Source organism: Mesomycoplasma ovipneumoniae (genome assembly GCF_024758565.1).
Classification (GTDB): Bacteria; Bacillota_I; Bacilli_A; order Mycoplasmatales; family Metamycoplasmataceae; genus Mesomycoplasma; species Mesomycoplasma ovipneumoniae_B.
In genome coordinates this window covers 966,069-989,839 of the sequence record NZ_CP079199.1, presented here as the reverse complement: position 1 = coordinate 989,839, position 23,771 = coordinate 966,069, and the positions used below count along the sequence as shown (strand labels likewise).

Below are 23,771 nucleotides of genomic sequence, written 5' to 3'. Positions count from 1 at the left end.
AAAAATAAATTTTTAAATTTTTTTCTTTTTGTAAAATTTGTGCTATAATTACTACAAATTTAAAATCATCTCAAAAAATTACTGTTTGTTTTTATTAACATGTTTTAATTTAAACAATTTATTTTTTTGGGATGATTTTTTATTTTAAAAAAATAAAAAACAAAAAAAGACGGATCAAAAAACTATGAAAAAACTAGCAAAACCAATTTTATTCTCACCACTTCTTATTTCGGGATTAGCCTTAGTATCATGTACAGTAGGCACTACGAATGCTAAGGAATTTAAATTTGATGGAAATAATGACGGGCAGCTTCAATTTGTAACAAGTTGAAATGAAAAACAGCCAAGATTTCAGGCCTTAGAACAAGTTGTTAAACTTTGAAATAGCAAACCTGAAGTCCAAGATCAAAATAATCGCGAGTATTTACCAATTAAATTAACTCCAAATTATGACAAAGACTACACCGTAATGGCTGCTAAATTCGAGCAAATTTTTTCTGCCAATGATAAAAATCAAACCCTAAATCTCGTAATAAATTATCCAGCTGTTGCGGCAAGTGCGGCTAAACATAAAATGCTTCTAGATCTAAACAAGTTTCCAGATTTAGCCCAAGCTATAAAAGATACTTATCATCCAAAGTTTCTTGAGTCTAATACTCAAATAGCAACTCTTGATGAAAAAGGAATTTATACAATTCCATTTGTTAAATCTTCCCAGACTTTAGTTGTAAACGGACCTGTCATGGCTTGAATTATTGAAAATGCAAAGAACAGTGGCGCTAAAATTGCAGATTCTCCGGCAGATAAACGCTTTTTTGAGCAGTTTTCTTTGCCAGATTCGGACATGGAACATATCAAAAAGCTATGAGCACCGCGGACATTTGACGATAAAAATCCTAATCCTTGACAGAATTTTGAACTTTCCAGCGAGACATTCAAATATTATGACAAAGTTTTTGATTTTTCCAAAAGAATTAAACAAGGATTTGTACTAAAACCAGCTGACATTAGCACTGGAGATTTTCCTTTTGGAACTGATGACATTGAAAATTTAGCTTTTGCCAAAATTTTTGCATCAGCTGGCGGAGATTATTCTAATTTTATGTTTGAGGTAACCAGGGAAAAATCAAAAGAATTAGAGCGAGTTAGTTTTGATAAATTATTTAATAAAAATTCGCAAAGTTACCAAAATACAAAGAAAAATTATGAACAAATTTTAGATCTTTTTAAATCAGATGCGATTTTTTACCCAGGAAGATTTTCGCAAGAAAGTTTTGCAAACAATTTGATGAATAATCACCAACTTGCCATGGCAATTTCCTCAACAAGTAATTATCAACGCCGTTTTGTAAAGTCGAACTCTAATTTTGTCTTTCAAGTAAACGGAAAAAGTGAAAAAATTCCATTTTCTGCAAATGTCCAGGCATACCAAATTCGACAGCTCGATTCAAGTCAAAATTTAGACCAAAAAGCAATTTACGAGCTAAAAAATGTCTTAACAAATCAAATTTCCCATTTAATAAATGATAATAAAAGTTCAACTTATGCTGATTCAAATGTTTATTTAGATCCTAGTGATGCCAGTCAGGCTAAAAAAGTAAAAGAATTTGTTGATTCTAATAAAGATTCTAGTCAATCTTATTTAGTTTTTGGCGATGGTTTTTATAAGTTTTATCAAGAAAAAATTAAAAATACTAGCTCAGAAATAATTAATCTTACAAATAAAAACGACAAAAACGACATTTTTTTACTAAAAAATGTCAGTGTTGAAAATCCAAAAGGGGAAAAACACTTAAATCAAAATGAAGTTGTTTTCCTCCAAGAGCCAATTAAAAATTCAAGCGCTAATTCAAAAAGTATTTTTACTTACCAAGGTCCAGATTTAATCGCTTTTCACTCAAATGCCGAAGAAGATATTGCAACAAAAAATTTCCTAAAATGAATGTTAACTCACAAACAAGACTTTACATACCAAGGCCAATCTGGTCAGGCAAAATATCATGGTAGTCCGAGTGAATATGTTGCATTTCGTGGTAATTATCTAGCGCCAACAAAACAAGTTTTTGGTCAAAGTTTGTCAAATGCTGAGCAATTTCAGCAAAATAATTCTTTTAGAACCGCGTTTAAAAATTTTAAAAGCGTTAATGATGACCCTGTGCACAACTCATTTTACATGGATCCAGTTGATTCAAGAAGTTCACTAATCCGTCTAGAAGTAAAATCAACACTAAACCAAATGGGTCGTCTTGTTGCTGATGGAAACCAAAATCAAGCTAGTTTTGACAAATTTTTAACAGCATTGCAGACAAAATTAAATTCAGCAAACGTGAGTTAATTTTTGGGCAAAAGGCTTGGCTTTTTAAATTAAAGTTTAATTAATTTAGAAGAAATTCAACAACTTTATGAAAAAAATGTAATTTTTGTTAATTTTTTTGAAAAAGTTATATAATAATCATAAATGTTAAGCACAACTCGAAATTATTTATTGTTAGTTGGTCTAAATTGTTAAATTTTCGACTAAGTAAATTAAGATAATTTATCGTTGTGCTTTTTTATTTTAAAAAATAACAGGAGAGTAATTTGGAAGAAAAAAATTAAAAATTAAAGTCACTTTTAAAAAATACATAAGCACATAAATTACAGATACTGCAAATCTTCTTATTAAAAAAGAAATTTAACAATGGAAAAAATTAACAAATTTAAGTCAATATTTTTAAAAACAGCAATTAGCTTAGGACCGGTTTCTTCTTTGGCTATTTTGACATCCTGTTTTTCAAATGCAAATCACACTGAATTAAAATCACAAAAAGACAATCCACTTCATTTTGAAACCGAAAATGACAGTACAATCGATTTTCGTGTAATTTTTGGGTCTACAGATAATCGAACTAAGGCTCTAAAATCAATTTTTGAAAAATGAAACCAAAAATCCGAAGTTACAAATAAACAGGCAGGATTTTTACCGGTAAAATTAGAAAATATCGCGGCAAATTACATCGATGATCAAACTAATTTAGTAACATTTTTAGAAGTTAAAGATACAAAAAAACTACCAAATTTAACACTAAATTACCCAGCTCTGGCGGCTAGTTTGAATAAACACGGTATGCTTTTGGATTTAAATTCCCAAAGCGATTTAGCTGAGACAATTAAAAATAGTTATGATGAAAGATTTCTGGTAGAAGCAAAAAATTTACCTGAAATTGACCAAAATACACTACCTTTTTTACCAATACTAAAAACTTCAAAGGCGCTTTTGCTCGACAAACCGGTTTTATCATACATACTAGAATCAGCAAAAACAAGTCCTAATTTTAAAATTAGCGAGTCTGATAAAACACGAGTTGAAAATTTAGATCCAAAAAAAACTGATCTTGAATACATCAAAAAAGTCTGAGGTGAGTACAAAAGTTTTCCTTCAGATCAAGGTGGTTTTGAGGGCTATACTTTTAGTTTTGAAAAATTCAATAATTATAAAGATCTTATTGATTTTTTAAGTCGAGTTAGAAAATCTTTCCCAGATGCTGAAAAAGGTGATCAAAAAGAACAAGTTAAATTTTTACTCGGACTAAATGACACAGCCGCATTGTTCTTTTTTGCATCATTTGCCCAGGCAGATGGTGAGTATGAAAATTCAAGTTATTTTAAAGATCTTGATGGTAGCTCGCTCAACTATGCAAATCTTTTTGATGAGACAACCACAAATCACCAAAATACAAAAAAAGCCTATGAAATATTAGTTAATTTAGTAAAAAATAAATTACTTGGTCCAACAAGTGGCAGAACTAGGGCTAGCGAATTTTTAAAAAATCACCAATTAGTTTTTGCAATTACTTCAACAAGTGATTATTCGCGTAACTTTGAAAAACAAGGGCAAAATTTTTTACGTCTAAAAGTTAATTCAAAAACTTTTGACTATCAAGTTGGCTCAAAATCTAAAATTTGAAAAATTGTAGCTGAAGAAAATATGCCTGCAAATGCAATTGCAAAAGTTCACCAAATTTTAGATAATTCAACCGGTTATGTTTATGAAGGAAATTCATTTTCTGTAACAGGAAATGAAATTTCTTTAAGCAAAACTGATGACAAAGATTTAATTGAAAAAATAAAAGAAGCTAAAAAATCAAAACCTAATTTAAACCGTTTTAATTTTTTAGCAATTGATTCTAATTTTGACAAGTGAATTGAGGATAGAATCAAAGAGGATTCAAATACTTCTTCACTTTATGTTGAATCAGCAAAAAACAAAATTAAACTCATTAATCAACCTGAAAATGCTTTTATTTTTTCAGGTTCACCCCAAAAACTTAATGAAGACGAGTTAGAATTTCTCAACGAGCCTTCAAAAACACAGGAATCAAATAAATTTAATATTGTTACATCCCAAGGTCCATCTTTGATTGGATTTTACAATAATCCAACCGAAAATGAAGCCACACTTAACTTTGTTAAATGATTTATTTCAGAAAAAATTGAATTTGACGGACCAAATAACAAAAAAATGGTTGTAACTCCGAGTGATTTTTTAGCATTTTCAGCTTCAAACATAAATCCAACTAAGTCAAATTTGGAATCAAGTTTTGATCAAAATCCAGCTTTTGCAGCAAATAATGCTTTCAAAATTGCTTATGAACAATTCCAAAATCAGTTAAAAAACCCTGAAAAATATAGAGTTTTTACCGAACCTGCCGGAATTGACTCAAATGTTTTTAGAAAAGCAACTTTAGGAAGTGTTTCTCAACTTTACAATCAGTTTTTAGGCAACCCGAATTTAAATCTTGAGTTTAATACTTTTCTTAAAATTTTAAAGGATAATATCGGCGCATCAGTTAAATTAAATAAAGACAAAACAGAAAAAAATTCACAAAAATAAAATTCTAAGGAGAAAAAAATGAACACACATACTAAAAAAGGTACAAAATTAAGGCATAAAAATAACACAGCAAAGAAAATTAGTCGGATTTTCTTATCTTCTTTATCAGTACTGGCACCAATTGGAATTATGGCTTCTTGCGGTGTCGGTTCAGATGGAGTTAGACCATTTTCATTTGACACCGAAGATGATGGTGAGTTAGTTTTTGGTCACAATTTTTCTTCAAGTGGAAATGAAATTAAAGCATTAAATAAAATTATTGAACTTTGAAATACAACTGCAAAAGATAAACCTGATTTTATAAAAATGAAAGAACAAAACTTTCAAGGGGGATATTCAGGAGCTTCTAATTCAATTAACACTTTTTTAGAAACAAAAGATCGACTTAAATTACCCAATATTGTTACAAATTATTCATCTTTATTAGCAATTGTAAATAAATATGCAATGGCAATTCCGATTGTTTCTGATTTAAAATCAGATCAAGATCCAACTGATGAAAATGAAAAAAATACCAAAAATTTCCTAAAAGAGCAAGGAATTGAGGACTTTTTACAAATTAACTCAGAAATTCCGTTTCTTGACGAAAAAGGAGTCTATACTCTTCCATTTGGAAAATCTTCTGAAGGTTTATATGTAAATAAAGTTTTATTTGGCTGAATTATTCAACAGGCAATGAGTGACCAAAATCCAGCAAAAATTAAAGCTGAAGACAAAGCTTTTTTTGATGAATTTACTAAATTAGCTGCGCAAAAAACTGAAGATGTTACCGAAATTAAAAAACTTTGAAAAGAATACGTGCCAAGCACTGATGGTCTTTCTGGTTATGAGTTTAAAAAATCTGATATTGAAAACTTTAGTGATTTACAGAAACTATCTTCAAGAATTGTCAAAGCATTTCCAAAAGCACTTGAAGGTTCAAGTCTAACCGCGGCAAAATCAGTTTTAGGAATTGACAATGCAGCTACTTTAATTTATGGGCTTTCACGTTCTTTGTCAGAAAATGATAAATCAAAAGAAGTTACCGTTTTAAATCGAAAAGCAAATCTTATTAGTTATACATCATTTTTCAACAAACCTGAGACAGACAGATACAAAAATTTAAAGCAAATTTATGATCTACTTTCCAAAGGAATGGCTGATAAGTCAATTTATTTTACAGCTCCTGGTGAGTATAACTCAACTTATTTCCGTAATCATCAACAACTTTTTTCAATTGGATCAACAGCCGGATTTCACCACAATTATATAAAAGCAAACTCCAAAAATTACAAAGTAAGTTTTAATTTTAAAAATGCTGGACATATTTACACCCCTTTTTCTCCAAGATTTTCAGCAGTAATTAAAGCATCAGATTTAGCAGACATCTCAAAAGAAATTACAGTTAAAGCAATTGATGGTAAAAGCAACGTTAAAATTAAGCAACCAATTTTAGCTGAAATTAAAAGTCTTTTAGAACAAAACCCGAATAAAGAGTTGTTTTATTTTACTGACCGAGATGAGACTCCTTCTGGAATCATTGAAGGATCATACAAAGTTCTTGATGCAACAGAAAAATTTAAGCCAATTGTAATTACTGGATATAATGGAATTGAAGAAGCATCGGCTTCTGGCTCACTTAATGAAGAAGAAATGGATATTTTAGCAGCACCACACAAGTTTGACAATAATTCAAAAATTACCGCTGTTGCTGCCCAAGGTCCTGATTTGATTTTTATTCATGCAAATGAAAGAGAAGATCGTGCTGTTAAGGCTTTTGTAAATTGGATCTTAACTGAAGAAGTTGACTTTGGTGGAAATTTCGGAAAAATAACTCCTGTTGAGTATTTTTCAAAAGCAACCTCATATTTATTACCACTAAAATCAACCCTAAGTACCGATGTTTCTAAACCAAAAAACAAAGGTCAAAGATTAGCACTCGAGCAATTTAGTCGCTTTAATGATCAACAATCTAAAGCTAAATATTCGCTTGTTTATGATAATGCTGATGCTAGATCCTCTGTATTTCGTTCAAATTTAGACTCAACCGTTGCACAAATGCAATCACTTAAGGCAGCCAATGGCACTGTTCCTGATTTTAACAGTTTTCTAAACACTTTGAGTCAAAATTTAGGACCTGAATTTGCTAGAGAAAAAAAATAAACTGATAAATTTGTCTTATGAAAAGAAACTTTTTAAAGCTGTTTTTTGCTAGTATAAATTTTACTTTTATCCCTTTTTTTATTGCTTCTTGCACAACAAATCAAGGCACCCAAGGTTACTTTCACGCCCAAAAATACTATAAAATAGAAGATTTTTCGCAAAATCCTGAGCTTGATTTGCAAAACCAAGATAGTCAATATGCCAAAGACATTGCAAAATTTCTTAATCCAAATTATTCTTGAACTGAAGAAGATAAACTCAAATTTAAAGATGATATTTTGCCTGATTCAAAATTTTTTAACCTCCAAAAAGTTCAAATTCAAAAATGGACTGATGGCGATACTGCAACCTTAAAATCTGTTGGCGAAGTCCTAATTGAACCTGTTTTTAATGTCAGAATTGAAAGTATTGACACTCCAGAGGTAGGTACGTCCATTTCTGGAACTTATAAAGAAACCGAAGGACTTGAGGCTGAATATGCCAAGCGAGCAACTAAGTTTGCCGCAAAAATGTTGCCCGTAGGTACAGAAGTTTATTTTGTTTATCCAAAAACAGGTCCAGCGCGCTCTTTTAATCGTTATGTTGGGAGTTTATTTTTTGGTCATAATGGATTTTATAAATCTTATGGAGTTGAAATAACAAAAGCAGGACTTGCGGTTCCAACTTTGCAATCAGGATTTTCAGGAATAACTAACCAGACTACAATTTATTATTATAATTCAATCAAACAAGCAGCAGCAGTTGAGAATTCTATTAATAAAAAATTCGGAATTTATGAAAAATTAAAAGATTCAAACATATCTTCGCTTAACGAAAATCTTGAATCTATCTATAAAACACGAGGTCTTGCAAAAATTTCTGATTTTTTAGTTCTAGGTGAAGCAAATAAAGATAGAAATGTTGTTGACTGGTATGAATTTAGGTTAGAAAATTCAAAAGATACAAAAAGTGGAAATAATAAATAACATGAAAAAAACAGATGATAATAAAAAAATCGAACAAAATAACTTTGAATCCGAGTTAAAAAAAATTCGGCAGGCCGCAAATAGTCGTTATAAATCAAAATTTTCAATTCCAGCAATTGAAATTAAGGACCTAACAATTGACTTTGGTGAAACACTTGCTGTTGACAGTGCAAATATTAAAATTTACAAAGGTGAACTTGTTACACTTTTAGGACCTTCTGGTTCAGGAAAAACTACAATTTTAAATGCAATTGCTGGTCTTTTGAATCCAACTTCAGGTCAAATTATTTTCAATGGTGATGATGTAACCCGAAAATCACCTCAGCAACGTAAAATTGGTCTTGTTTTCCAAAATTATGCGCTCTATCCGCATTTAAATGTTTTTGGAAACATTGCTTTTGCTTTGCATAATGACCCAAGATGAAAGCAAAAAGCAATTGAAAAATCGATGCTTGCACGTGTAAATGCTAATTCAATTGTTTTGGCTAAAAATGGTGCTTCACTTGAAGATCTAGAAATTTACAAAAATAAACTATTTGATTATTTTGATATTTACCGTCAATTAGAACATGATTATAATGAACTTAAAGCACAAATTTATCACAATTTAAATCAACTTCAAACTGATTATTTTTTAATTGAGGCACACAAACAAGCTGAAATAAAAAATTTAACTATTGATTTCTTAAAATTAGGCAAGTCTGCATCAATTTTTTGAGCTTTTTGGAAAAGAATTTTTGGTAAAAAAGAAGGGGAAATTTGTCCAATCCAACAGGCAATCACCTTTCGAAAAGCTTATAAATTAAAAGTTGACAAAATTAAAAAACAAGCAAAAATTGACAAAAAAGCTCATAAAAACAAAATTCAGGAAGAAAAATACGCAATAAAAAATGCTCCTGAACTAGTTAGGGCTCGTCAAAACTTTTTAGAACAAAAAGCACTTTTATACGAAAAATTAGAAAAACTTGAGAAATTGCAAGCACAATTTCTTAGTAATTCAAAAATAGAGCTGGCTAAAATTCAGCAAGGTTATAAAAATTTTACTAGTAAAACAAGTCTAAAAGATGCTGAATCAATCAAATTAGATTATGAAGAACAAATTGAGGCTTTTAATCAACGAAAAAAAGAAAAAGAGCTTTGATTTAAAACTGAAATTGAAAACGAAAAAAATCAAATTAAAAATTCAGGAAAACTTGCAAATCTTGAGCAAACTTACCTTGAAACCAAAAAGAAATTTCTTGAGACAAATACTCGTCATTCACCGAATTTGTTGCTTTTAAAATCGCTTAAAACTAAATCAAAAACTTACAAAAAGGAAACTTTAAAACTGTTTTTAGACTATGAAAGAAACTTAATTAATAAGTTTTCCCTTAATACTTCGAAACTAAGCGAGCAAGAATTAAAGCAATATCAAGAGTATCAAAATGATAATATTTCAATAAAAGAAGCAATAAATCGTGCTGTTTTACGAACAGCCGAAAAAGTTGAAATAACTAAAAATTTAGCTAAAAAACCAACAAAACTCTCCGGTGGACAACAACAAAGAGTCGCAATTGCCCGTGGAATTGTTCGACATCCTGATATTTTACTAATGGACGAGCCACTTTCAAACTTAGATGCCAAACTAAGAGTCCAAACTCGTCAGTGAATTCGAAAAATTCAAACTGAAATCGGAATAACAACTGTTTTTGTTACTCACGACCAAGAAGAGGCGATGTCAATTTCGGATCGAATTATCTGTATGTCAACTGGATATGTTCAGCAAATTGGAACTCCAACTGAGTTGTATCATAATCCTAAAAATGAATTTGTTGCTTCATTTTTAGGTGTGCCTGAGATGAATATTTTCGATGCTTTTTATGACAAAGAAACTAAAAGTGTCATTGTTGATAATCAAATAATTTTTGAATTACTAAAAGATTATGAGCATGAAAAAATAAGAGTCGGAATTAGAGCTGAAGATTTAGTCGAAAATGAAGCTGGTAATTTTCAAGGCAGAATTAGCGTGATTGAATATTTAGGAAAAGATATTCTTGCCAAAATTGATGTTGAAAATATTGGTCAAATTTCAATAATCTTGCGTAAAAAACCAGCCTATGAAATCGATGAAATTGTCAAATTTAGTATTAAATCAGGAAAATTACATCTATTTGATTATCAAACAAGGGAGCGAATCCAATGAACTTAATTAGTAGATATTTCCTAAAAAAGCGAATTAAAAAAACTAATCTTGAACTTGGAATTTTAGACCAAAAACAACCATTTTGAAAGCCTTTTTTAATATTGTTGCCTTCAATTTTAGTTATTTTTATTTTTACTTTTTTACCATTTTTATACTCAATTTCGAAGTCTGTAAGTATCGAAATTAACCCTAATATTGCCGGAAATACGCGATTTGGTTTTGATAATTTTGTTGATTTAATTACACTTGATACTAATTTTCATATTGCAATTCGAAATTCTGTCATTTATTCAATAGCAGCACTACCTCTTGGACTAATAATTAGTTTAATTATTGCCTCAACAATTGCTTCGCTACACCGAAAATATGCCCGTGGATTTTGACAGACTGTCTTTTTTTTACCTTATGTAACCTCAGGTATTGCCGTTTCAGTTGCTTTTGCCTATATTTTTGATAGTGAAACTGGCTTTATTAACCGTCTTTTTGGTATTTCAACAAGGTGACTAAATTCAGGAAATCCTTCATCTTTTAATGCTCTTTTAGTTGTTTTAATGTCTGGAGTTTGAAGAAGTCTTGCTTTTGAAGTTTTAATTTTAACAACCGCAATGCTTTCAGTTAATCCAACACTTTATAAAGCAGCGGCAATTGATGGTGCTAGCCCAGTTCGTCAATTTTTCAAAATTACTTTACCTTCAGTTTCAAGAACAATTAACTTTTTAATTACAATCGGAATTATCGGCGGAATTAAGGTTTTTCCAATTGGTATTTTTGCCAACGAAACTGAAGCAATTAGTAATGGGGGCGCAACTTTACTGATGTATATTTACAAAAATGTGCGCGGAACACCAAACTTTGCCCAAGCTGGTGCCCTAACTATTTATCTTTTTGTTTTTGGAATTGCCCTTTCAGTTGTTGTCAAAAAGTTTTTAAGCACAATATTTTTAGTAGCTGACAAAATTACGGAGAAAAATGTTCATTATAAAATTAAAAATTCTAAAATATATTAGCGATAAAAAAACTGCTAGAGTAACTGAGTCCATTAATTCGCAAGTTCGCAACCGAAATATTACAAGTGCAATTTGAAGCTTTTTACTCAAATTCATCGTGCTTTTCTTTTTTGGAATTTTAATAGTTTTTCCTTTTTATTTTATGTTAGTCTATTCACTTTCACCTGAAGAGCAAATTCTCGACACGCGGATTCCGGTTTATTGACCTAATCATTTTGCCTGGGATAATTTTGTCAAAGCTGCCCAGTCAGGTTACTTTGCCGCTCTTGGAATTACCGTTTTAGTTACTTTAATTTCTGTGGTTGCAAAAGTTTTTTTCTCAATGACTTTTGGCTATGCTTTTTCGCTAAGAAAGTGAAAATTTAAACAAGCTTCTTGAGTTGTTTTCCTTTCAATTTTAGTTCTTCCTGAAACTGCGCTTTTAATTGGACAATACCGAATTATGGTAATGCTTGGTTGAAATGACGGTTTTCAGTCAATTTTTGCCCTAACAAGTCCATTTGTTGCCTCTGTTTTTTCCGGCTTTATGTTTCGAAATGCTTTTGAAGAAATTCCTGATCGAATTAAAGAAGCCTCAATGGTTGATGGTTGTTCTGGGATTAGATATTTCTTTAAGGTAGCCACCCCAATGATATCGCCAACAATTTGAACTGTAGGAATTCTAACTGCTTTTTCAGCTTGAAATTCAACCCTTTGACCACTTTTAATATTACAGTCTAATTCGGCTGATTTAACAACACTAAATACTTGATTATTACAAAAAGTTGGGGTTGCTGATGAAACAGCCCAAATTCCGGGAGGCTACTTTAAAAACATCAGAATGGCCGGTGCGATTTTAACAATTCTACCAATGTTTATTGCTTATTTTGTCTTTCGTAAACGAATAATGAGCGCAGTCTCACGCCAAGGATCAACGGTAAAAGGATAAAATATGACTAAATTGAAAATTTTTTTTAAGAAAAATAAAGAAAAAATCGGACTTAAATTACAATCATCATTTGTTTGAGCTTCAGTTATTGTTGGTTTGGGTTTTACTGCTTTAACTTTTTGAGCAATTATCTATTTTTTCCAGCAAGCATTTTTAGACGGCTTTTTGTAAAATAAGTACAAATTTAAACAACAATTCCAAACATTTAATTGTTTGGAATTTTTTTTATTTTTGCTTTTATTAAATAGTAAAATTTATCCTTGCTGGTCAGGATTTTATAAAAACTATAAATATTTAATTTTATAAGATCTAAAAAAGTGCCTAAAAACTCAAGGAAAATAACTATCAGGGAAAAACACAGAATTTTAAATCTAACACTCACGATAGAAAAAATCTAGTTACTAATCAAATAAAGCAAACTAAAAAAGCTGAAATTTTAACTTAAAAAGCAAAATTATGGATTTTTAAACTGCTTTTTTAGTTCAAAACACTGGCAAAAATCCTAAAAAAATATAACTACTATTTAAACTCAATGTAAATAGAAAACTCGTTTTTACTTACATTGAGCCTAAAAAAATATATGAAGTTTTGAAAGAACAATAATTAAAAGCCATAAATTTGTAGATTTCTAAACGGTCAAATTTAAGGCATTCCATCATATTTAAAAATATAACGGAAAATTCGCATTTTCTAATTTTTTTAAACAAAAAACATAACTGATTCCCCCTTAATTCAATATCAAAATTTATTAATTTATTCTTAGTGAAGATTATTATAGCATAATTTTATTTTAGACCAAACATTTTTTTTTTTTTTTTTCAAAAGGCTAATTTTAAAATAATAAAAAACCCCTTTGGTTAAAACTCAAAGGGGTTTTCACAAATCAAAAATATCTGTTTATTGCCTTTATATTTTTGATTTGGGAATAGCTTTATTTTAAAGCTATTTTGCAAAAACATCTTTTTGTTTGCTTAGACCTTCAGGAAATAAATTAGTTTTAAAATCACTTTCATTTTTATAAAGTTCAGATAAGGCTTTTCAATAAGATTTTTGTTGCTGAGCATCGCTAGAAGAATCGCCATAAATTAAATCATATTTAGGAAGATTATATTTGCCATAATAACCTTTATAATCATAGCCATAAGAACGCAAATTTAATGTTAAATTTGCCGAAGCTTGCGAGTCTGAGGCATAAACAACAGAATAAAGTCGACCATCTTTAAAGAAAACAGGACTACCAGACAAACCACCGCTTGCAGTATAATTATCAATAACAGTTCCAAGACCACCATTTAAATATTTTTTGGATTTACGTTTTTTATCGGTTTGGTCAAAATAATCAAGTTTTGTAAAAGATTTAGCCAATACTGGTGCAGTTATAAAATAATCGCTAATTCCGGGAATATTTACAAAACTGCGGTAAGATCTTGACCAAGCAAATTCCGAACCGCCATTAATTAAAGGGTCATTTTGGTTTCTAGAATTAAAAAGACGGAAATTTTTATTAATCCAAGGCGAAACGCTGTAATCTTTTAGTGCAAAATCGGTTGGATAATCGTTTTGAGAAATAGTAGGGTCGCCTTTTGAACCTGGGTAGCCTAAACTATAAAAAGGGGTTTTTTCTAGATTTGAATATTGATCTGAATTAAACGGATTAAATTCAGAAATTTTTAACGAATTTTGCTTGTGATTATTATAAAATTCTTCAGTAATTTGTTTAGCTTCGGCCTCATTATTGAAATTTATTTCAATAATTGCAAAATCAAGAAATTCATCAACATTCTGGAGATCTTGTTGATCACTAAAATCGCTAGGTTTGAATTTAAAAACATCAGAGCCCATTAAAATAGTTCTAACATTCATACTTTGGGTTGGTTTTTGGCGGACTTTTGTTTGGTCGTTAAGTCCTGGTAATTCTGGAGATTCTAAGCCGTTATTGTAAATTTTACCATTGTTTTCTTTGATATCAAGTTTAACTGTGTTATAATACTCATCTTCAGAGTTTGCTCCTCTAGAGGTTGGCAAAATTGTATTCAAAGGAACGGTTTGTTTTAATTTTGTAAGAGTTATACTTTGTGTATTTAAACGAAGATCAGAATCATTATAATTTGAAAAATCACGGCCATAATGTTTATCTTTGTCAAAATCGTTGGCGATTTGCAAATTATTTGCCACGTGGGCATTAGTTAAAAAGAATCATTTTAGTGGATAGGATGAATTTTGCGGAATTTGGTAGTCTAAAATTCCTAAGGTTCCAAAGGAAAAATTTGTGCGCGTTAATGGATTGTTATTATGACTTGGGTGGGCTTCATGTGCGACTAAATTTTCGATTTTTATTGAAACAACATTTGGAATTAATTTCCTATAATCCTCAGAAACAATTTTTCTTGGCAAACCAAGTCGATTTGGGCCACCAAAAGTATAGTCAGAATTTTCGCTAGATTTTCATCAAGCCGGTGTTTTAAATCCTGCCTCATAAGTATTGAATTTTATTTTATTTATATTTCCATTATCGTCAAAAACAGGTAAGGAAAAAAGGCGAAATTGTGCGTTTTCAAATAAAGGTTGGTTTGATTCTTTTGCTTTTTGATTTAATTTTGCAATAGTTTCAGGCTTTTGTTTTGGAAAATTTTCGGGCCTTTTTTCAAGTTCACTTGTAGATCCAAAACCAATTCCACCACCGCTAAAAGTTGAATTTATACGATACCAATCTCATTCTTTTTCGGGAAAATCATTTTCGTATTGATCCAAAATTGTGCGCTTGCCATCATTGGAAAAACGACTAAAATTTTGACCAGAAGGACGAGAATTACTAATTAATTCAGCAATTTTTTTATCACGTTCTTCTGATGTTTGAGGATTTTGGGGGTTTTGAGGCGGCTGCTGATTGGCTGGTTTTTCTTCTTTAAAAATATCTTTTAGCGCGCCTAAGGTTAGTGTTGCTGTTGATCTTTGAGCTTCAAGATCGTATTGAGTTTGTTTTGCAATTTTTTCTAGAGCGCTAAAAATATTGTTAATTTGACTAATTTTTTCCTGTTTTTTGCCTAAATCTTTAACATTATTATCAATAAGTTGTAAAACTGACTTTTGTGATTCGGAAATGAATTTTTTAAACTCATTTTCTGATTTTTGACCAAAAAGTGATTCAAAATTTGCGTCAATTTTTTGTAAAACTAACTGTGTTTCAGGCGAATTTGTAAAATTTTCTTCAGGTTGAGTGCTTTTTTGACTTTGCTGATTTTGTTCTGAAGGTAGTTTTTGCTGTTGGTTGCTACCACAAGCGATTGCAAAAAATGGAACAGATAAAAGTGGAAATAAAAATTTAATTTTCATTTTATACTTCTCCTAAGAATCCAGATTCAACGCTGTTTTGTCCAGCACTTTTAACTGAAACTTGAACAAAACCAATTTGTGAGCCAACCTGTTTTAAAACTGATTCATTTTCAACATAAAGATGATTTACTAATAAACTACGTGAATTTGCTGCTCTAATAAAAGCGTTAATTTCGGTTATCGCATCACCGCTGGGCGTTCCGGATAAAAAAATGGCTATTGGACTTGAAGTTTGGGCACCGCTATTATCGCGAAACTCAATTTGAGCTCCGCCTGGTTCGTCAAAGGTTAATCGCGAACTTAATTGTCCGCCGTTAAAATCGTCTCATTTTGCAACAAAATTGTTGGCTTGATCAAGACCAAAAATTAACTTTTTAAATTTTATCGGACGAAATCCGGTAAAATCATCCTTTGCATAAGGATCTTCTTTTCAATTTTTAACATGTTCATTTCAGATTTTATCGTATTTTTCAAGACTTAAACCTTTGAGTGATTTGATGTTTTTTGCTCGTGAAAAATCAAGATTAACAGGACGACCGCCTTTACCACCGTGAGATCCTTGGAAAATTCGCTGATAAACTTTTGAATCAAAAACAATTGAAAGACCTTCATCGACAGTTTGAATTGTATCATGAGCATCTCAGGCTAAAGTGCTAAAAACAATTGACCCAGGTATTTTTTCACTAGGATGATTTTTATGAAAAGTTGCGGCATTATTATAATCAAAACTAATATAGTCAATGTTTTTTAGTGCATTTGGATTAATTGACCAGTTATCTGATAATGCATCAATATTTGAATAGAGTTCAAGTTCATCAAGTTTGATTTTTTCTAAAGGACGTAAATTAGCTGTTGCATTGTAATTATCAAGGAAAAGTGTTAACTTTTTAATAGAAGATGGAATTGAACTTAAAATATTCTCAACGTTTTGGTTTGAATTTTTATCGCCGACATTTTTTAGAACAATAGCTTGAATTTTATTATCTTTTTGGATTACTTTTGTTAAAATTTCCTGAAATTTTTTAAATGCATCATTGTCATTAGCATCAAGGACAATAACTTTGAGTGGTTGACGACTTGCTCTGTCCTCATTTTTATCATTAGGGGTATAATTATAAACTTTTACTGAATTTCCTAGTGAATTATCAATTCCGCTAAATTGACTAGAAATATCACTTCGGTCTCAACCTTCATAACTAAGGTCAGAAATTGTTCCAGGAGTCCGAGAAGCTCATGAGGGAATATTTATTAGCCGTTTTTTATTTGCTTCTTTTAGTCGATTTAGCACAGGATTATCAGATTCATTTTCATAACCCCAAACATAGGGTGAATCAACAGAAGGCAACATTCCGCGCAAAAGCATTTTAATTTCTTCTTGATTAAATGATTTTTTTGTTTGTTTTAACTGCTCAAGTATTTTTAGATCGCTTTGGGTACGCTCGAGTTGATATGCAGGCGCATTTGAACCAATAAAAGTTCGTAATTTTTGGATACGAAAATTTTCTCACTCAACTTTAGTTGATCTAAGATCACGATTGTAGCGCGGATCGTCAAAATGGTTGTCATAAATACGGTTAATTTCGTCAATTTCTTGTTGAAATCCAGCAATTTTTGCTTTTGCTTCTTTGATTGAATTATCGATTGCTTGGCTATATCGCGCTAGTGCAATTGCTTTTAATCTTTCAAGATTGGAATTTACTTGTGTTTGTGATGGACTAATTACTTTTGGTTCCTCACGAGGGATTGGTCTAGGTTCAACTCTAGGTTGATTTATCGGTGCTATTATTGCTTTTTTAGGAGTTGATGTGACTGGTTTTGGTTCTGGTTTTGGTGTTTCTACTTCTACTGGTTTGGGAACATCTATTTTAGTAACTTCCGGTTTTGCGATTTCAGTTTGCACTGGTTTTTCTGGTTCTTTCAGAATTTCATTTCTGTCTTGGGGAGAAAAAACTATTTGAGGTCTAGGAATTTCACCTGTATAAGGATTTAATTGTTGGGACAATCCAATGACTAAAGTTGCAATTATTGCAGGAGTTGTTGCTAATAAAATTGTTTGTTTTCGTTTTGAAACTCTTGGTAAAATGCTCAATCTCATAATCAGGGTCACCCTTTCTAATTGTTCATGAGATAAATTTTACTATAAAAAATGAGACAATGCAAAAAAATGTAAAATTAGATAAATTAATTAGATAAATTATAAATTAGTATGTTGGTTTTAGGCTGTTCTAAAAATGTGTCAAAACGAAACAATTCAAATCGACAGTTGAAGACAAAAATAAATCCCAGTTTCGCAGTTTGATGAGATAATCTTAAAAAAGTGTCATGTTTTAGGGACTTTTTTAACTTTTTGGCAAACTCAGGAAAAATAACTATCAAGAAAAAACACTAAATTTTAAATCTAACACTCATGAAAGAAAAATTCAACTACTATTTAAACTCAATGTAAATAGAAAACTCGTTTTTATTTAAATTGAGCCTAAAAAAATATGTGAAGTTTTGAAAGAACAATAATTAAAAGCCCTAAATTTATAGATTTCTAAACGGGTAAATTTAAGGCATTCCATCATATTTAAAAATATAATGGATAATTCGCATTTTCTAATTTTATCATGCAAAAAACATAACTAATCCCCCCTAATTCAATATCAAAATTTATTAATGATTCTTAGTGAGTGTTATTATAACATAATTTTTTCTTGTACCAAGTATTTTTTTTTTTTTTTGCAAAAGGTTAATTTTGAACTAATAAAAATTAAAGTTTTACTGTTAAAAACCCGGATTTACAGGTATTTTTGCATATTTATATTCACTAAAAGTGAATTTTTGCCATCAAACTGGGAGCTTAGAAGGTCAAAATTTGAAAATGTAACTATTGCTTGCCAAATAAAAGGCCAAGTTTTTATTTGAGATAAATTATCTTTTCAGATTTTTCAAAATAAAATGTTAGAAAAAATTAACAAGAGTCAAAGTCAAAATCATAGCTAGAAACTAGTTGTCTGAATTTTTTCTAATTATTAAGGTTTTAATATTATTTCTCAGTTATTATTTGATTATATAAATTATTGAATTGGTCTAGTGTTTCAATTTTAGAAAATTCAATTTGCGTTATTGTTGTATTTCCAATATCAATTTTTTCAAGTTTTTCTAAATTTTCAATTTTAAAATTTTGAGGTTCTGTTGCAAAATTAGGGAACAAATCCTTATAATTAAAAGTGTAAATTTTTATTTTTTTAGCTTGTTCATCAACTTTTCAATACAAAATTTCGTCATCAAAAATTTTTTTTGCATCTTGTTTTTTTAAAATAAATTTATTAAAAACTTCGGAATTATCTTCTGTTGGAATAAAAAGTTTTGAAGGAACAAATGCACCACCTCATTCAGAATTTATTGAATCTTGCATTGATACAATTAGGTTTTTTGTTTCTTCTAATGTTGAAAAAAATTTTAGGTTTTCTAGTTGTTTTTTGTTTGAATTTGCATATAATCTTGTGCTTTTTAGGTTATTTTTATCTAAAATTTCCTGTTTTTTTAAAAGAAATTCTTTGAATTTTGAAGAATCATTATCACGAACAATGTTATTATAAAGTACAAGATCTTCGATTCTGTTAATATGAATGTCCAATTTAGGATTAAAACTATTTCCAATAGATTTGTCTATAATTTTGTAATAAATATTAAATTTTTTAGTATAAAAATCTGAATCAATAATCGAAACAACCGGATTATTAACTATTAAAGGATCAATAATTTCGTTATATTTAAGACCGGTAGTAAAAAATTTTTCCAATTTTGAGTCAAACGACATAATCCCAACATTATCGGGATTATTTGGCTCAAAAAAAGTATGATTTGGATTAAAAAATGGTTTTTTAGCTTTTGATGTAAAAGATAAATCTTGATAATTTCAGATTGGTCGAACATAAGCAATAATTGACTTTTTTTCAAAAAAATCAGGTGTTTGTAGTACTCTTTTGTAAAAATTATCGTTTTTTATCTTTGAAAAAAATGAAAAAAAGTCATTGTAGTTTTTTAAAATCACAAAATTATTAATAATTTTTTTATCTTTTCATACGCCTTGATCAGTTATATCGTCAAATTCTAATGTGTCATTATTTTTCTTAAATTCAGAGCGAAAAAAGCTACTTAATTTAATAAGGGGAAAATTGTTATCGGAGTTTTTGAACAAGTTGTTTTCAAAAGATGGATATTTTTGCCGTAATTGGTTAGCTCTTTCTGGATTTTTTTGAAGCAAATCTGATCAATATTGCGAAGTAAATCAATGATTGTCTGCCGGATTAGAAAAACCCTCAGGCTTAGTGTTGCTAGTAAAAAATTTATTTTCAGCATCGGACACATCCTGAAAACTAAGTGTTTGTGATTTTTTAGGACTTATATAATTAATGATCAAAATTGTAGAAACAACCCCAGCAGCTACAAAGTTTGTTAATAACAAAGAACTATAAAAAATTTTTTTTGCTTTTTGTTTCATACTTACACCACTGTTTTATTGTATAAATTATTGAAATCTTCGATGGAATTCAATTTTTTTATTTCAATTTCTTGAACATCAATATCACCAATATCAATTTTTTCAAATTGTAACAAGTTATCAAAATTAAAGTTTTCAGGTTGTTTTGCAACTTGTTGGAAAATATCTTTGTAATTTAAAGTATAAATTAAAACTTTTTTGGAATTTTTATCAAATTCTCAATAAACTATTTCATCTTTAAAAATCTCTTTTAATTGTTGTTTTTGCAAGATGAAGCTATTAAATTTGTATGTTTTGTCCTGTGTTTTTATGGGGATAAATAAATTTGATAGGTGAAATTCGCTTTTTCAATGCTCATTTTTCAATAAATTTTTGTTATTTATCAAGTCTTTTACTTCGCTAAAGTTTGAAAATATTTTATTTTCACTTAAATTAGATATGTTTTTATCAATTTGTGATGCATAAAATCTATTTTTTTTCAAATTTTTTCTTGACAAAATTGTGTTTTTTTTATTAATAAAATCCAAAAAATTACTAAACTCTGCTGATGTTTTGTCTAGCGAATTATACAAAACCAAATCTTCTATATCGTTAATTTTTATTGAAGATAGCGGATATGATTTATTATAAGAATTTTTAGGAATTGATTTATAGAAAATTCGGAACCTTTCGCGTGTTTTACTAGTAGAAGAAGAATTTTCTTTTAAATAATTTGAAAATTTTTGATCTATTGAAATAATTAAATTTTGATTCTTATAGGTAATTAGACCTATTGGTGATAAATTAGTTTCTAGACTTGTTTTATTAAAAATAGGAACAACATTTGTCTCGTCTTTTACATAAACTAGAAATATGTTATTATCAAAGAAATCTTTATTTAAATTTTTTCTTTCAAATTCTTGCTCGTCTTCAAATTCTTTAAAAAAATCCAAATAATCGTCAAAATCTTCGATTATTAAAAAATTATTAGAAAATAAATTGTCAAATCTATCAGAAAACGAATTTAATTTTAATTCTTTAAAGCTAAATTCATTCTTTTTATTATTATATTGATTAGCAAAAAAACTTGTTAAATTTTTAGTTGTTTTATCATTTCAATTATTGACAAAATTTTGTTCTTGAAAATATAAATATTTCTTTACTATTTCTTGAATTTCTTCAGGATTTTGTAGAAAAGTCATTTTTCATTTAGAGTTTTGAATTCAAGGTCTTTTTTTGCTGTCAATACTTAGTAAATGATTATATGAAAAAATATTTGATTTAATTAGACCATCGCTATCATCGACTCAAATAATAGGTTTTTGTGGATGTTGACTAGAAAAATTTGCTTTATGTCCAAAAGAAAAATTTTGAACTGCAAGAATAATTATAGGAAGTAACCAAGGAGTTGCTAACATAGTTACTATAAAAAATATTTTAATTTTCTTGTATAACATATGAAACCGCCAAATTATCATCTACCGATTCTTTAAAAAGAGAAGAACTAGTTTTCTTTACCAGGATTCGGTATACCCCTGATTCTTCTGCTGAATATCTTATTAACTCAACGTTCGAAGATCCTGAAGAACCAGAATTTAAATCGATGTTTTGCCAATTGTTCCCCACCTTTTTTTGCAATTTTAAATCATAATTACTAAGCAATCTATTTTTTTGTTTATTAAGGAGAGTTTCTCTATTTAATCATTCATCAGGATGTTTAGGATGATATTCTTTTTCAAATTTTGATTGTACAGCTTTATTATATGCTGATTCTATGATTTTATCAGCAACATATGATAAACCAAATGTTAGTAAATTATTGTACCACGTATTAAGGGGAGATTCATATTTACCTAGGGGTTTTGTTAATCCTGCGTTAAAAGCTCAAGCAAGTGAAGCTTTTATTTTCTTTCCTTGATTTAATTTTATTTCTGGTAATACATAAACATATTCATCAGTGTTTTGAAATGATACAGAAAAAGTTTTTAAAGTTTCTATTGCCTTTTGTATATTAGCGAAATTAATTTGTCCTGCCCCAACTGCTGTATCAAAACCATTTGGCTTAGATTCGTGCTCATTTTCATAATTTTGCAAATATCGGGCTTTGCTAGAATCTTCTATGTAATTATCAATCGAAGACCATGTGTTTTGTTTTTCATTTTCTTTTTTTGTAGATTCAACAAAATTCTTTATACCTTTATAATCAAATTTGCTATCTACCGCAGATGAAGACAATACACTCTTTATTGCTGGAATAATATTTTTATCATTAAATAAATAAGGATTTGAACCAATTATGGTTGAGACTATACCGGTTACAATTGGCGCAGAAAAACTAGTTCCTGATTCTGGTGATTTTTGATCAGATAGCCCAACTATATTCTCGCCTGGGGCAACTATGAGCGGTTTAGGCAAGTCTCTTAGAGCTTTTGGCAATAATCTATTACTAAAAATACTTGCATAGAAGTTTTCTTTTGTACCAAAACTAGAGCCAACAACAATAGAATTTATTGCATTAGCATACCCAGATATGTAACCATATTCTTTTTCAGGATCAGGATTATTATTGTTTATTAGTCTATTATCATGTTTTTTTAATCTATCATCATATTCATTTCCGGCAGCAAAAATATTTATAACACCATATTTTCTTGATAGGAAATCCAAATAATAAAGATGATCAATATATCGAGAGACAGAGTTTTTTAACAGAGAAGAATTATTACCATAGATATCTTTGAAATTAGCATCAACGTCTTTTTCATGTATGAAATTAAATCCATAGCTATGGTTTATTACTCTAACTCCTTTTTCAATTATTAGTTTTTCAAAAATTGACATTCAAACAGGGGAATCAAACGATCCTACTTCACCCAAATTTGCGAGATGCAAATCAGTATTAAATGCAAATCCGCTCTTTCCTACTATTATTCCAGAAACCAAACTGGCGTGATCATTTTGATTTTCATTAGTTTTTTTTGAATCAGCGCGACCAATATTGTAGTAATTAACCAAATATTTGGGAATTTGAGCTTTGAGTCAATCGCTTTCATCATAGGTGCCGCTCATACCTACTTCAACTACTCCGACTTTTTCGTACTTATTATCTCTTGTAGACTTATAATCAACTATTTCCTTTTCTTTTGTAAAATAATCTTTGGTATTTCTTAAATATGCATAATAGTAGGCGGCATGGTGTAAGTTATCGTAAAAAATTTTGGGTTTAGCTTCTTGGTTTAAAGATTTAGCAGAATAAGTCGGGAGTGAATCTGGGTTTGTCGTATTTTCTATATTATTAATTACTAATGAAACAAAATCTAGTTTTTCTAATAATTCGAGGGATTTTTTTTCAGCGAGTGAATTAATATTAATCCATATTATTGGTGACAATTTGCTTACATAGCTACTATTTATTTTTATATTATTTTCTTCAAAGAGCGAAGTTATTTGTTTTAAATATTCATTGTTTTTAGTTTGATAATATTCAACATTCTCACTTAAAGAATTATTGTTTGTATCAATTAAATCTAAAAATATTTTAATATCTACATTTTCAGCATTTAAAACATTTTCCACATTACTAGATTTTAGTAATGAAAAAGCTGTGAATTTTTGATTAGATTTTCTACTAAATATTTTTTTATTTTTTTGCTTAAAACCAGTAAGATCTTCTTGTGATTTTGATAATTTGTTGTCGTAATTAATTTTATTAGCAAAAGTATTTGTAAAATTACCAGTTTTGTTAGATTCTGATGAAAGTGTCGATGAAATAAGACCTGAAAAAATTGGTATTGCTAAAAACGATAGTAAAGTGAAGACCTTAAATAGTTTATTTTTTGACATTTTCATAGCGCAACCTCCTAATTATCCTTA

The 23,771-nt window shown here is 29.4% G+C and carries 13 protein-coding genes; 8 read left to right on the top strand and 5 right to left on the bottom strand.

All coding sequences use genetic code 4. The annotated features are described in order from the left end of the window. The first annotated feature begins 184 nt into the window (after window positions 1-184). The 8 genes from KW512_RS03590 (at window position 185) to KW512_RS03545 (ending at window position 12,268) form a co-directional block, all read left to right on the top strand. Entirely contained in the window at window positions 185-2,335 is a 2,151-nt protein-coding gene (locus tag KW512_RS03590; RefSeq protein ID WP_258841425.1) for a P68 family surface lipoprotein, read from the top strand. A gap of 345 nt (window positions 2,336-2,680) precedes the next feature. Continuing rightward, window positions 2,681-4,873 carry a P68 family surface lipoprotein gene (locus KW512_RS03585; RefSeq protein ID WP_258841424.1) on the top strand — a complete coding sequence of 731 codons (2,193 nt, stop codon included), beginning with the start codon at window positions 2,681-2,683 and terminating at the stop codon, window positions 4,871-4,873. Window positions 4,874-4,891: 18 nt separating this feature from the next. Further along, window positions 4,892-7,015, top strand: a complete 2,124-nt coding sequence (locus KW512_RS03580; protein WP_258841423.1) for a P68 family surface lipoprotein — start codon at window positions 4,892-4,894, stop codon at window positions 7,013-7,015. Window positions 7,016-7,032: 17 nt separating this feature from the next. Next, a complete protein-coding gene (locus KW512_RS03575) occupies window positions 7,033-7,980 on the top strand; it encodes a thermonuclease family protein (protein ID WP_258841421.1) in 948 nt (315 codons plus the stop codon). A 1-nt stretch (window position 7,981) separates the two neighbouring features. After that, on the top strand, window positions 7,982-10,168 hold the full coding sequence (locus tag KW512_RS03900) for an ATP-binding cassette domain-containing protein (protein ID WP_309509541.1): 2,187 nt from the start codon (window positions 7,982-7,984) through the stop codon (window positions 10,166-10,168). Then, window positions 10,159-11,169, top strand: coding sequence for a carbohydrate ABC transporter permease (locus KW512_RS03555; RefSeq protein ID WP_258841420.1), 1,011 nt, complete (start codon window positions 10,159-10,161; stop codon window positions 11,167-11,169). The genes KW512_RS03900 and KW512_RS03555 overlap by 10 nt, the downstream gene beginning before the upstream one ends. Next, window positions 11,132-12,097, top strand: coding sequence for a carbohydrate ABC transporter permease (locus tag KW512_RS03550; RefSeq protein WP_258841419.1), 966 nt, complete (start codon window positions 11,132-11,134; stop codon window positions 12,095-12,097). Before KW512_RS03555 ends, KW512_RS03550 begins: the two co-directional genes overlap by 38 nt. Window positions 12,098-12,100: 3 nt before the next feature. Further along, window positions 12,101-12,268 carry a hypothetical protein gene (locus KW512_RS03545; RefSeq protein ID WP_258841417.1) on the top strand — a complete coding sequence of 56 codons (168 nt, stop codon included), beginning with the start codon at window positions 12,101-12,103 and terminating at the stop codon, window positions 12,266-12,268. A 771-nt stretch (window positions 12,269-13,039) separates the two neighbouring features. Here the strand turns inward: KW512_RS03545 and mip are convergent. The 5 genes from mip to KW512_RS03520 all read right to left on the bottom strand — a co-directional run bounded on the left by mip (window position 13,040) and on the right by KW512_RS03520 (window position 23,741). Then, window positions 13,040-15,430, bottom strand: a complete 2,391-nt coding sequence (mip, locus tag KW512_RS03540; protein WP_258841416.1) for an Ig-specific serine endopeptidase MIP — start codon at window positions 15,428-15,430, stop codon at window positions 13,040-13,042. Window position 15,431: 1 nt separating this feature from the next. Next, window positions 15,432-17,525 carry a putative immunoglobulin-blocking virulence protein gene (locus tag KW512_RS03535; RefSeq protein ID WP_258841415.1) on the bottom strand — a complete coding sequence of 698 codons (2,094 nt, stop codon included), beginning with the start codon at window positions 17,523-17,525 and terminating at the stop codon, window positions 15,432-15,434. 933 nt (window positions 17,526-18,458) lie between these two features. Next, window positions 18,459-19,919 carry a hypothetical protein gene (locus KW512_RS03530; protein ID WP_258841414.1) on the bottom strand — a complete coding sequence of 487 codons (1,461 nt, stop codon included), beginning with the start codon at window positions 19,917-19,919 and terminating at the stop codon, window positions 18,459-18,461. A gap of 2 nt (window positions 19,920-19,921) precedes the next feature. Next, window positions 19,922-21,355 carry a hypothetical protein gene (locus KW512_RS03525; RefSeq protein WP_258841413.1) on the bottom strand — a complete coding sequence of 478 codons (1,434 nt, stop codon included), beginning with the start codon at window positions 21,353-21,355 and terminating at the stop codon, window positions 19,922-19,924. Continuing rightward, window positions 21,336-23,741 (bottom strand): S8 family serine peptidase, encoded by a 2,406-nt coding sequence (locus KW512_RS03520; RefSeq protein ID WP_258841412.1) that lies wholly within the window; start codon window positions 23,739-23,741, stop codon window positions 21,336-21,338. The genes KW512_RS03525 and KW512_RS03520 overlap by 20 nt, the downstream gene beginning before the upstream one ends. Window positions 23,742-23,771: the final 30 nt, after the last annotated feature.